At 59.2% G+C, this 12,980-nt stretch carries 9 protein-coding genes; 4 read left to right on the forward strand and 5 right to left on the reverse strand.

The genetic code is table 11. The annotated features are described in order from the left end of the window. Window positions 1-33 precede the first annotated feature (33 nt). From V7082_RS09095 to V7082_RS09110, 4 genes are all read right to left on the reverse strand, one after another. Complete coding sequence (locus tag V7082_RS09095) at window positions 34-783, reverse strand: WecB/TagA/CpsF family glycosyltransferase (RefSeq protein WP_334147814.1); 750 nt, start codon at window positions 781-783, stop codon at window positions 34-36. Between the two features lie 262 nt (window positions 784-1,045). Beyond that, complete coding sequence (locus tag V7082_RS09100) at window positions 1,046-3,664, reverse strand: amino acid adenylation domain-containing protein (protein ID WP_334147816.1); 2,619 nt, start codon at window positions 3,662-3,664, stop codon at window positions 1,046-1,048. Between the two features lie 401 nt (window positions 3,665-4,065). Continuing rightward, window positions 4,066-5,127 (reverse strand): glycosyltransferase family 61 protein, encoded by a 1,062-nt coding sequence (locus tag V7082_RS09105; protein WP_334147818.1) that lies wholly within the window; start codon window positions 5,125-5,127, stop codon window positions 4,066-4,068. A 22-nt stretch (window positions 5,128-5,149) separates the two neighbouring features. Further along, the gene (locus V7082_RS09110; protein ID WP_334147820.1) at window positions 5,150-6,232 is read right to left on the reverse strand and encodes a hypothetical protein; all 1,083 of its coding nucleotides are present in this window, start codon (window positions 6,230-6,232) and stop codon (window positions 5,150-5,152) included. 316 nt (window positions 6,233-6,548) lie between these two features. On the opposite strand from V7082_RS09110, the gene V7082_RS21540 reads away from it, so the two are divergent. From V7082_RS21540 to V7082_RS09130, 4 genes are all read left to right on the forward strand, one after another. Further along, window positions 6,549-7,025 (forward strand): hypothetical protein, encoded by a 477-nt coding sequence (locus tag V7082_RS21540; RefSeq protein WP_442909774.1) that lies wholly within the window; start codon window positions 6,549-6,551, stop codon window positions 7,023-7,025. A gap of 114 nt (window positions 7,026-7,139) precedes the next feature. Beyond that, window positions 7,140-8,282 carry a glycosyltransferase family 2 protein gene (locus V7082_RS09120; protein ID WP_334147822.1) on the forward strand — a complete coding sequence of 381 codons (1,143 nt, stop codon included), beginning with the start codon at window positions 7,140-7,142 and terminating at the stop codon, window positions 8,280-8,282. Beyond that, on the forward strand, window positions 8,251-9,942 hold the full coding sequence (locus V7082_RS09125; protein ID WP_334147824.1) for a glycosyltransferase family 39 protein: 1,692 nt from the start codon (window positions 8,251-8,253) through the stop codon (window positions 9,940-9,942). Before V7082_RS09120 ends, V7082_RS09125 begins: the two co-directional genes overlap by 32 nt. A gap of 234 nt (window positions 9,943-10,176) precedes the next feature. Next, entirely contained in the window at window positions 10,177-11,652 is a 1,476-nt protein-coding gene (locus V7082_RS09130; RefSeq protein ID WP_334147825.1) for a hypothetical protein, read from the forward strand. Window positions 11,653-11,669: 17 nt separating this feature from the next. On the opposite strand, the gene V7082_RS09135 is transcribed toward V7082_RS09130, so the two are convergent. Then, window positions 11,670-12,716 carry a glycosyltransferase gene (locus tag V7082_RS09135; protein WP_334147826.1) on the reverse strand — a complete coding sequence of 349 codons (1,047 nt, stop codon included), beginning with the start codon at window positions 12,714-12,716 and terminating at the stop codon, window positions 11,670-11,672. Window positions 12,717-12,980 lie beyond the last annotated feature (264 nt).

Consider the following 12,980-nt stretch of genomic DNA (forward strand, 5'->3'; position numbering starts at 1 on the left):
CTCCGAACGAGGGCCGATCGGCGTCGGCCGCTTCTATCGATGAGTTAGGCCGCTCAGGACCACGCCGGGAAAAACGAGCAGGCAGTCGAGATAGCGCCGGGCGAGACGGCGCGGGTTCGAAGCCATGCGCCACAGCCATTCGCAGCCAATCGATTGCACGAACTTCGGCGCGCGCGTCTGCTGTCCCGAAAGGAAATCGAGCCCCGCACCGATGCAGACAAAGGACACGCCGTCGGTCTCGTCGAGGCAGCGGTTCGAAAAAAGCTCCTGCTTCGGCGCTCCGAGTGCGAGAAAGCAGAGGCGCGCGCCGGACGCCTTGATGAAAGCGATGCCTTCGTCTGCCGTGTCCGAATAGGGGTCGAAGCCGTGGTCCGGTGCATAGACACCGGATATGGCGAGCCCGGGGTGCTGCGTTTTGAGCTCGCGTGCCGCGATGCGCAGCGTATCGAACGTCGACCCGAAGAGGACGATCGGAATGCTGCGCCGGCTCGCTTCCGCGCAGAGGGGAGCGATGAGGTCCGAGCCAGGTGCACGGGAGAGCGCCCGTCCCTGGAGCCGCCCCGCGAGAACGATCGGAAAGCCGTCGGCAAGCACGATGCGCGCGCGATCGTAGGCGGCGCGGAAACGCGGGTTGCGGCGGAGCTTTGTGACGTGATCCAGATTGATCGTGAAGACCGAGAAGGAGCGGCCGTTGCCGAGCTCGCCGCAGATCCGGGAGGATGCTTCCTCGAGCGACCACGTCTGGACGTTGACGCCCTCGACGAGAAACGGTTCGCGATTCACCTGAGTTCCTTCGCCCAGCCTCTATGGAACCAGATTGTGTTCCAATGCTGCATATCACGCATTTACGGGGCCATTCGGTCTCTGGATTAAGTAAGCTCTGAATAGCATGTTCGACCAGCGGGGCCAGTGACGTTTGCGGCGGTTATCTGCTGATTGAAGTTTCAGGTATAGAACTGGAGCGACCCCGCCGGGACTACGCCCACACTACGTTATGGTGAACGGGCGAAAGGCGGGCCAATAGGAGCCTACAATCGCAAAACACTCAGTGATGCGGGACCTCGGGGGCAGTATCGGAGGACACAAGCTGGCGAACACTGGCTTCAAATTGTCCCGTTGAACCAAATTTACGATGCACAAAGCCGTGAACGTCATCGACATGGCGTGCAAGGAGCTGTACCAGAGGTTCGCGCAAAATCTCCAAATGATCACCGTCGATCGTGTGGCAAACGGTACGAGCAGCCCTATCCCGCCACCCGAGATGAGGTGCGACGACTTGCCAGTGGGGAAGCTTATCATTCGCCGCAATCACCAGGAGAGATGCGTCGAGCACGGTCCGTTTCTTGGCGAACGCGGCGATATAGGAGTCCGCCTCGTTACTGTTCACCGAGAATTTAATCGGTCGTGCGGACTCACGGTCACGCACCAAGCTCGTCCTTGGAATAAGTGAGCTGACGACTTGCCGTAGCTGTTCGATCGCTCGCTTAACCAATTTCGACCATTCCTGCGGCGTTTGGGCCAGCATGCGTCCCGCCAAAGTAAGAAAATACCTGTGCCGATCAATCTGAACGGCCGTTGGTAAGACCGCATCGAGGATCGTAACGGCCGCAATGGTCTCTCCCATCTTTTGGAGTTCATGTGCGACGCAGTAAGCCACGACGCCGCCGAAGCAGAAACCGGCGAGATGGTAGGGGCCTTTTGGCTGGTATTCCCGGATGAGCTCGACATATTTCGCCGCCATCAGCTCGATATCAGGCGGCGCTTCGATGCCGGGGATGTATCTGATGGGAATGTGCATCCCGTAGACGGACCCATCGCCACCGATGCGATGGGCGAGTGCCTGATAGATCTGGACGCCGAACAGGCAGAACAGCGGAGCCCTGCCGTGAGCCCCGCGCCGCAGTTCGACGACGATCGGAGTATCGAAGGAAATGGCGTTGCCGAGATCAGCTGCCAGTTTGGCGATGGTAGGATTCTCGAACAAAGTCCGTATCGGTATTTCAAACCAGAACACATTCTCAAGGAGCGTAACAGCCTGCGCCGCACGCATTGACGTTCCGCCGATCGTAAAGAAGTTATCTTCGACAGATATGTCGCGGACCCTAAGGACTTGTTGCCAGATGACAGCGATCCGAAGCTCGGTATCTGAACGGGGCGCAACGTGCTTGGAGCCGGTGGACAGCATTTGGTCAGGACGCGGCAACTTGGTGCGGTCGATTTTGCCGTTCACATTGAGCTCAAAGCGCTCGACGGGAATATAAAGCGTAGGCACCATGTAGTCCGGTAGGTGGCACCGGGCAGCCGCAATCAGAGCCTCTCGTGATGCTTTACCGATCCAATATGCAGCCAAACCAGGATCGCTTTCCGACTCGGGCACTGAGACCACGAGTACCTCGGAGGCATCTTGGACGGCCCCAAGAACATTTTCGATTTCGCCAAGCTCGACGCGAAAGCCACGAATCTTGACCTGATGATCGTAGCGGCCCAGATACTGCAGGCGTCCATCCGATAATACCCGTCCGAGGTCGCCGGTGCGGTAGATCACTCTTCCTGCTGGATCGTTGGGATTGACAACAAACTTCTCTGCTGTGAGTTCTGGATTCCCACGATAGCCACGAGCCAAGCCTGAGCCACCGATGCAGATCTCTCCTCCGGAATTCGCTTCGACGGCGCGAAGCTCCGCGTCAAGCACATAAACCTGCGTTTCGTTGATCGGCCTGCCGATACTGATGGGGCCGTCGAGGCATTCGACGCGCTCGATGGTCGACCAGACTGTCGTCTCGGTTGGACCATACATATTCCAAAGCTCGGAGCCAGCAGCTAACAACCGCCGGGCCAATTCTTTTGAAAGCGCCTCGCCACCGCAAAGCATCTTCAGCTTTCCGTCTCCCCGCCAACCTGCATCCAAAAGCAATCGCCACGTCGCGGGCGTTGCCTGCAGCACCGAGATGTCCGAACTCTCCAATTTACGACGCAACAACCTTGGATCCTTGGTCGTCTCCTTGTCGGCTATGACAACCGTCGCGCCGACGAACAGGGGCAAAAATAACTCCAGCCCGGCGATGTCGAACGACGTCGTCGTAATCGCTAGCAACCTGTCGATTTCAACGAGACCGGGTGCTGAAGTCATGGACGTGAGAAAATTGGTGAACGCCCCGCGTGGCACCTCCACTCCTTTCGGGCGGCCCGTCGAGCCCGAAGTGAAGAGGATGTAGAGCAGCTGCCGATCGTCGTAAATTAGCTCAGGGGTATGGGTCGGCCAGCCGCAAGTCAGTGACCGCATATCATCGACAGCGATGCGCTGAACGCCTGCCATGTCGGCCGTGTACAATGGCGAGGCGGGATGCACGAGCATGAGCAAAGGCTCTGCGTCTTCGACAACAGCCCGTAGCCGATCAATGGGATGGGATGGATCGAGCGGGACGTAGGTCCCCCCCGCCTTTGCGGTCGCCAGCACGACGAGCAACTCGGTGGCGCCGCGTGGAATAGAAATCGCGACTCGCGTCTCGCGAGTTACGCCCAATCCGATGAGGCGATGCGCCAGCTGATTGGAGATGCGGTCCAATTCACCGAACGAGTATCGCCCATCATCGGCCTCGACAGCGATGCGCTGAGGGATGCGTCCTGCTGTCTCATTAATCGTAGTTAGAAAATCGGACCGCACTATGTAATTCTCCTTCCAACACGATTTCAATCATATGTGAGCACGGACATCTATCAGTACAGCTCGCCATTTTGGCGTGTAGGATTTGAGGGATAAAGGCACGTCCGATCAAGCCCGTCGTCGCCGCAAAACGTTTGGGAGGCAGAGTGCCGCCGCTCAGGAACCCGGTCGTGAAGCGTAATGCCCCGCCCCTCGCTATGCACACGATCTCGGCCGGGCATGCTCAGCGGCTGGAGCACACCGTTCCGCTCATCAGCAGCGTGATGGTCAGCCCATTGATCGACCGTGGCTGACGTAGGCCTCGTGCGGGGTTCGAAGCATCCCGGCCTTGATGACATGGATTCCTAGGAAAATTCCTCCTGCCCGTGGTGCGATGTGACGGTGTTGTGCCGGCCCGATCCTTAAGACGGCGGTCGGGCTACTTCGCTCTCGATCCGGTCAAGCGTGCGCGCGATATCATCCCATTCGACGCGAAATGACTCGGCGACACCTTGCCCCACAACCATTGCGAAGCGCTGCTGCCAGCGGTCGCTCAGTATCTTCATGGCCGTGGTAGCCCGGTTGGCCGGCTGGATCGTGAAAAGCGTTCCGCCCGGAGGCATGACGGCAATTCCGTGATTAAGCTGACTGCCCTCTATCCCCGCGATCACCCGCGCGCCGCCACAAGCGTCCATCAACTCATCGACGCTGTGATCCTCGGGGAACATCACGCGAAAGCCGCGCTCGTGCGCCAGCCGTGCGGCGATGTCCTGTTCGTTCTCCAGGACGCGAAGGTCACCCGACCGGCCGCGGAGCAGGAAGACACCGGGATTGGGGTGCGGGGTGCGGCCTTGCAGTAACCGGTGGCGCATATCTTGGGCGCGGGCCATGCGATGGCTGTTATTAGAATAATCGGCAAAGACGGTCAGCTCATCGAAATGCGCGTCGCCGATGCGGTCAGGAGTCATGTCCAGGAGCTTTTCATAGCGCGGAACATGGCCCTTACAGGGCATAGTGGTCACCGGTCCGCCCGTTGTCTCGGCCAGGCGATAGCTGAGACAATCGTCCAGAAGCCAGTTCCCGAACCAGCGGTTGCCGTTCCAAGTTTCGTACAGCGATCCCGATGCCCGATGTTCGGCGCGCGCAGGGAGCGGCAGGTGGCGCTTACGCGCGCGCAGGTACATCGAAAGACCAGCCGAATAGAGGGCCCCGTCCACGACGTCCACATCGCGCAACCGGTAAGCCATCGTCGGTCCGAACCGCTCGGCTGGATTGCCCGCGAGCGAGTGGATGACATGGTCGAGCGATGCAAACTCGGTGCGCGTAATCCGCTCGGCTTGGCCTGGCAGGATGATCGCCGGAGGCACGCCGATGACCTCGGCAGGCGCGATCTCCCACCGTTCGACGGCTATCTCATCGAGCTTGTCACGATTGAGGCCGAAGGTCCGCAGAAGGCGATAGGTGATCGGTCGCAACGACAGCATGAGAATCCCCGTTGCTCATGAGTTACTGTGCCTGGTCCCGCTCCGCCGCAGCGATCGCGGCGATCAAGCGGTCGGCGGTCGTGGCGTGATCGCGGGGCGATGAGTGCCAGTGACACCCTCGCCGATCACGCCAGGGAAGAACAACTAGGGTGATCCTTGCGCCGCCCTCGCGCAGAGCCTTTTCGGCTGCGCGATGGGCATCGATTAAGTCGTTACCATACTCGCTGAAGGCGAGCAGAACGAACAGCGCTTGCGGATTTCGCCCCTCTCTCGCGCGGACAAAATCGACCAGAGCGTGTTGGTACTCAAAGCTCAGCCGGCGCCGGTCGCGTCCGACTAAGTGAGTCGGCGCGTTCGATACGACGTCGTTCGGGCCAAGCGCAATAACGATGATGTCCGCCGCGGGCTCCGGAGCGGGCGTGCTGTCGGCCTCGTCGGGGAGGGCCCGCGCGTAGCGCTCGACCATTTGCGGTTCAGCGTCCCCATCATGGCGCATCAGCTTGATGCCGGAGCGTGCAATAATACGATAGTCGGCCTGGAAATGCGCTGCGACGCGAGAGACAAAGGTTTGCGTACTGTCGGTGGCCGCGAAGACCTGGTCGGCGCTGCAGTCGCGCCGTTGGGCCCTTCCGCCATAGCCAACGGTGTCCGAGTCGCCGATGAATTCGATAAGCTTTGGCCTGGCGTCGGGGGGCGGCAGCGCATCGCCATCGGAGGCGACGAAGAAGCCGCCGAACGACGCCAGAGAAAAGGACTCGCTGATCTTGTCCATACGGATGTTATGAGGGACGGGGGCGAGCCCTGAAATCCTGAGATCGGCCGAGCCCGGGCGCGACACCTCCACGACACCGCCTGCGCCACCATCGATGGTGATCCGGGCGCGATTGATCGCGTCGTCGAAACGAACGGTCACCGCCCCGCCGCGAAAGCGCGCTTCCGCATAAACGCCCGGCCATTGGTGCTGAAAGGTGCCAGGCTCGGAGCCATTGGTGACACGTCCCGAAACGCGTGTAGGCAGCAACGCAAGGTCGGTCTTCTCGTCCCTGTTAACAAGATCTGCGTGTATCGGTTCAGGAGGTTGCCGCAGGATAGCCAGCTGCGGCACAGGTGTCTCAGGCAAAGGGGGCAGAAGCCAGGTCCATGCCCACGGGCCGTTCCCAGGAAGAACGTAGCTGGAGAGCGCAAGCGTAATGAGGAGACAAACTATTCCCCATCTAAGCATCCGCTCTTCTCTCCGCCTTAAAAAATAAGAAACTCTATTGCCCGCGTTATCGTTTTAACGTCAATCCGATATAGGCTTTGCAGTTAACCTGTCAGCCGTGCTGAACAGCAGCTTTTCACCTTGGCCGGCAAAGGGATTTTTCTTCTCACGAGGATCAGGCTAGAAAAACCTGAGCCCTTGTCAGTTTCACAAGTGTCCGATGCCCAATACGTTCGCCTTTATCGTGCTGTTCAGTTGGCCAGCGGTCGCGTGGATCCTGTTCAGGACGCTCCCTCTTTCGAAGGCGCTGGTCTGGACGATGCTTGGCGGCTATCTGATCCTGCCGTCCGCAACCAGCGTGAAGGTCCCGATGATGCCCCTCATTGACAAGGGGCTCGTCCCGACCGTCAGCGCCGCGATTACGCTCAGCCGTGCCGGGATCCTATCGGCCGTTCGGCACGTCCTCGCCGATGACATGGAGAGCGCCGCCGCAGCAAGGACAGTCCATGGCCTCGATGATGATCTCTTCACGCGGCAGGTGCGCCGGAAGATGACCGCGATTGGCGCGCCGAGCCTTCGCGCACTCGATCCTGACGATGGCGTCGGCCTTCTAGGCCGCAGCGTCCTCGGCGCCATACCCCGTCTCGACGTCCTCCAGGGCCAGCTCCTCGACCCGTATGCCCGATCTGCTGGTTAAGGATTGCAGTACGAGGCGGCGGACTTCGGTCAGCTATTCATATAACATACCACCATACATAGAGGGGGCATGCACAATTTAACCAATGGGGACACGACACACGGAGCGCGTTTCGTGGACCAAACGGCAAACAACGCGGGCGGACCGTTAGCGACGATCCGCGTCGAAACCGGTCTGAGCATCATCATCCCCACATACCGTGAAGCCAAGAACATTCCTTTCATTTTGGCTCGGATCAACGCTCTTCGACAAGAGCAAAACCTCGTTCTCGAGGTGTTGTTCATGGACGACAACAGCGACGATGGAAGTATAGAGGCGATAGAGCAGAGCGGCTTCGATTGGGCACGAATTATTGTCCGTACCGAGAACCGCGGTCTCAGCCCGGCTGTCATCGACGGGTTTCGGGCGGCGCGCTATCCGGTGCTGGTCTGCATGGACTGCGACTTGAGCCACCCACCCGAGATCATTCCGCAAATGATGCTCGCGCTGAGCTCTGGACAGCAGTTCATCATTGGCTCGCGCTATGTTCCGGGAGGATCCACCGATGACGATTGGGGTATATTCCGGTGGCTGAACAGCCGCGTGGCTACACTGCTCGCCCGTCCGCTGACCTCTGCGAAAGATCCGATGTCAGGCTTCTTCGCGCTTCGCAAGGCGGATTTTGACAAGCACGACGAATACAATCCCATTGGATACAAAGTCGGCCTCGAGATCATAACGAAATGCGGCTTCCGGAACGTCGGGGAGGTGCCGATTCATTTCTCGGATCGAATCCACGGCGAAAGCAAGCTGTCGTTTAAGGAGCAGCTGAAGTACATACAGCATCTGCGCCGTCTCTATATCTACAAGTTCGGCAATGCGATGCATCTCCTGCAATTCGTTGTGGTGGGGGCATCCGGCGTGGTCGTCAATCTCGCCACGCTCGCCCTCCTTCTGCTCATGCAGCTTCCAGAGGCCGTTTGCCTCGCCGGCGGCATCGCAGTAAGCGTCGTAACCAATTTCCTACTCAATCGACGCTTCACGTTCAGCTATGCGCGTCACCGCAACGTCTGGCGACAGTTCGCTGGCTTCGTCGGCGCCTCCTCGCTTGGAATGGCGGTCAACTACTCGGTAGCGCTGTATTTGCGCGCCAGTTTCCTCCCCGAAACCACCACCGGGCTCTACCTGGCGGCGTTGATAGGAATTGCGTCCGGCACGATCTTTAACTTCCTGGGAAACCGCTACATTGTATTCCGAAAGCAGTATGTCCGCCGGTAGCAGCTCAGCAACGCAGACGCATGGCAATTGGCGCCTGTTCGTTGGCCCGCTGGATATTGCCATACTTTCGGCTGTGGTCGCAGTCTTCGCGTTGTGCGCTGGCACGTTTGCGAGCCAGCAAACGATCTGGCTGGACGAGACCACGCAGCTCACCGGCCTTACGCTATCTTTCGGAGAGCAGCTTGCGTGGCTGAGCGGCCACTCGGATAAGGTGCTGGGTGTCCCTCCGGACCGCGCGCCGCCGCTGAGCTACTGGATTGGCTCACTCTGGGCGGAAATTTTCGGGCTATCGGAGACCTCACTCCGATGGATGGGTATTGTTGCGGTGTGTTTGGCTGCGCCCGCCATCTATTTCTCAGGCAGGGCCGTCGGCGGACGGACCGGCGGCATTCTGGCGCTCGGTCTCGTGTTTTTCTCGGGCAACATCATCGTAGGGTCGGTCGAGATCCGCGCCTACCCGCTTTTCTTCGCCGCCTCGGCCTGGGCGATCTATTATTTCGTAGAGCTGATCGTTTCGGATGATCGCGAGCGCGGACCGCGCCGCTTGGCCATGCTATGCGTTTTTCTGCTGCTGTCGATCTACTCACATTTTTTCGGCGTCGTCGCAGCCGCCTGCTTGCTTGCTGCACTGCTGTTGCATGAATGGCTCGTCGGGCGCAGCGTCGGTCGCGTTCTCGTGGCGGGCGCCGCGGTTGCAATCCTGTCATTCGGCATCACGCCATTCGTGCTTGCGGCCATAAACGTATCTGGCGGCGCCGCGCAAAGTAACGTCGCCTCTCTGGCCGAATCCCTCGCGGGCCTCATCAGGCTCATTTTCCGCCTGACCGCGCATCCAAGCTACTTTGCGACCCCGATGACCTTCGCCGTATTTCTCGCAGCTCTCGCCAGCCTTGCGGCGATTGGGGCACTGCGTGTTTTATCCGCAGCCCGTGAGACGACCGCGGTGCAATGTAATCCGCTCGGTCTCTGGCAGGCCGTCGCGATCGCGCTGCCGCTGGTCTTTGCGGTCTGCGGCCTGACCATCCTGGCGCGCGCCGTCAAATCGTTCGATGTTCTAGCGCCCCACTACAATCTCTGGCTCGTGCCGCTGCCCGCAATCCTGCTGGCCTTGGCTTTCAGAGACCTGGACACAAGCTCTCCGCCGGTGCGCCTTGCAACACGTACCGCCGGAGCCATCGCCATTGCTTGCAATCTCATCGCCGCGAGCACGTTGCTGCAGAACGCATCGCTTTTTTCTCATGGGCCGGGCGAGTGGGCGGCTGACGCCATAGACGATCCGGCGACAACACTCGTCATCCACGACGGGAAGGGGGCCTGGGGCTTCCTCTACTTTCCGCTCTACTTCTTGACCGACGGCGCCGTCACTCAATGGGTTGGCAACTCCGGAGCCACGATGCAGCGCGTTTCCACCGAGGGGCTCTTACCAATCACCGATCCCACAGCGGAGGCGGCAAAGTTTCGGACGATCATTCAGGCACAGAGCCGGTCTCTGACCAGCATGGAGATTGCAGATATTGCCCGCGGCAACACACGCTGCACGTTTGAGACACCCCGCGTCCTTGATCTCGTGAAAGATGGAGGCGGGCGTACGACCAGCCCCCCCGAAAGCCGACACTTCTGCGCGGTCGTCTCGACAAGTCTCTCGATCTGGGAGAAGTGATCGACGCTGGAGATAAAGCGCAGGTCGTAGCGGTTTCCTTGACACACTTCGACCGAGATAAGAAATTCTATTTGCCCCGTTTTTTAGTTTTATCGTCAATCCGATATAGGCTTTGCAGTTAACCTGTCAGCCGTGCTGAACAGCAGCTTTTCACCTTGGCCGGCAAAGGGATTTTTCTTCTCACGAGGATCAGGCTAGAAAAACCTGAGCCCTTGTCAGTTTCACAAGTGTCCGATGCCCAATACGTTCGCCTTTATCGTGCTGTTCAGTTGGCCAGCGGTCGCGTGGATCCTGTTCAGGACGCTCCCTCTTTCGAAGGCGCTGGTCTGGACGATGCTTGGCGGCTATCTGATCCTGCCGTCCGCAACCAGCGTGAAGGTCCCGATGATGCCCCTCATTGACAAGGGGCTCGTCCCGACCGTCAGCGCCGCGATCCTTTGCTTGATCTACGAATCGCGGGGCACGCGTACGGCCGGCCCCACGCCGTCCGCAAAGGGAAAGACGCTGATCATCGGGTTGCTGGCCCTGATCATCCTGGCGCCAATCCTGAGCATCCTGAACAATCCCGAGCCGATCGTCATCGGACCGCTTTTTTTGCCGGGCCTGCAACTCTACGACGCGTTCTCGATGATCTCCGCATCGATCGTAGCGATCAGCCCCTTCCTGCTCGCCTGGCGGTACCTGGGCACGCATGAGGCGCACCGCGACCTGCTCGTCGCCTTCGCCGTGGGGGGGCTCGCCTATTCGCTGCCGGCCCTCATCGAGGTGCGGGTGAGCCCGCAGCTTCACAACTGGATCTATGGCTTCTTTCCGCACGACTTCATGCAACATATTCGCGAGGGTGGATTCCGGCCGGTGGTCTTCCTCAGCCACGGCCTGATGGTCGGCATCCTGCTCTGCATGGCGATCCTCGCGGCACTGACGCTCTGGCGAGAGGCCCTGCGCGAGCGCAGGACGTCCGGGCAGTGGGTCTTCGCGATTGACCGGCTGGCAAGCCCGTGGCTCTCGAGATGGTTCTTCGCCGCTGCATGGCTGGCCATCGTGCTGCTGCCGTCTAAAAACCTGGGGGCATTGGCCATCGCGGCGTTTCTAGGTATCGTGATTTTTGTGCGGCCGCGGCTGCAAGGCGCGATAATGGTCGCCATCGCCGTCGTTGTTCTGTTCTATCCGATGTTCCGCGGTGCAGGTCTCATCCCGGTCCATGAGATCTACGAGATCACCCGGTCGATCAGCGAGGAACGGGCACAGTCGTTCAAATTCCGGCTAGATAACGAGGACGCGCTCTTGGCTCATGCCAACGAGAAGCCGATCTCGGGATGGGGAAGTTGGGGTCGCAATCAGCTTTACGACTCCGAGACAGGACGGATGACCAGCGTAACCGACGGAATGTGGGTGATTCTGATCGGTGTCTACGGTTGGCCCGGCTACGTCGCCCACTTCGGGCTGTTGACGATGCCGCTTCTGCTTTACGCGCGCCGCCGTCGCGCGCTCGGTCCCTCGCTGATCACGCCGGGGCTTGTGATCGTCCTCAGCGCGGCGCTGATCGACCTGCTGCCCAACGCCGGGCTTGTGCCCTACGTCTGGATGCTGGCCGGGGCCTTGGCGAGTTACGTGTTGCGGTGTCCGGCCGATGCTGACCAAAGGGCCGAAATTGAGAAGGGGCTGACATATCAGCTACCCGCGCTGCGGAAATGTCGGAAATTTGCATAATGGAAACAAGGCTCAGCTCAGATCTTGGCATCCAATTCGCGCCAGATCTCAAAGAGCTTGGCCTCGAACACGCTACAACTGAAGCGACGATTGATCTCAGCGCTCGCATGTCGACGAAGCGAATCCAGCCGACGTGGGTGTGTCTCGTATTCCGCAACCGCGGCCTCCAAGGCATGGATTAGTGCTACGGTATCATCGTCTGTAACGGGAACTCCGGTCTCGGGCGTGAAATATTCACGCGGACCTAATCCGGTATATCCGACGGTGATACATCCAGCAGCCATTGCTTCTGCTGCTGGAAAACCAAGTCCTTCAAGCCTCAGCAAAGAAATAAAAAACCGGCTTTGTTGTAGCTTTTCATAAATAGCCTCGATAGGCAGCCCCTCCAGGGCCTCGAGTCGATAGTCGCCAATCCGCCCGCGTTCGCGCAGGGCGGCTGCAATGAACTCAGCCTCGGCCGGACGCCTGCGGGGCATGTAAGTAATCAGTCGATCCTTGATCTCTTGAAACGGGAATTTTTCGGGGTTCATGGAAACTGGCAAGTGAAAACAGTTTTTAATCCCAAGCAAATCAAACTGATCCATGCAAGTGTCGCAAGTTCCGATAAAATAGCGGCTGCGCTTGCGGATATCGTGTCCACGTGCAATGCATTTTTGATAGGATTCAAGAAACAAAAAAGGGCCTTGAACAAATATCACCAGCTTCTGCGTCGGAAAAGCCTCCGCGGCCTCCGCAGCCATGAATTCCGGCACGACGATGACGTCACTTGGCAGTAGGTTGAGGGTGGAAGCCGGGCCGCCGCGCACGCGTTCCCACGCCATCCGAATAGCTTCAATCAGTTTTTCGCGGCGACCCGCGTATTTCCGAAACACCTGACGGCAGGCGTGATGATAGACTACCGACGGCGCTTTCGACGGATGCGGATATCCGGCTTCGGGACTGTTATGCAGGATGGAGACATCATAGCATGCGCGGTGGAGTGCAATGACCGCATCATAGATGACCGCAATCCCTCCCGACGGCGAACGGGAATCGGGGCAGAGAAACAAGTAACGATTGGCCATTCTGACCTAGACTGTTCCGTTGAGGATACGTTCCTAGAGGCCCGTAATCTTGCTGCCAGAGCAGATCAAGAGCAACTGTCTCACCCGTCGATCGGCCGACCGCTGAAATCCTTCACTCCCCTTCAGCACGGCTCTGAGGCACCGACTCGATGTTCAATGACCATCCTATGGAAGGTTTCATGCTGGCCACAAGCTCGTCTTAGGTGCCTTGTGATGTGACCCCCTTCTTTTATCCGGGGGCAACTGGAATCCGGTCGTCATTGA

Origin of the sequence: Hyphomicrobium sp. (genome assembly GCF_036833075.1) — a bacterium.
Classification (GTDB): domain Bacteria; phylum Pseudomonadota; class Alphaproteobacteria; order Rhizobiales; family Hyphomicrobiaceae; genus Hyphomicrobium_C.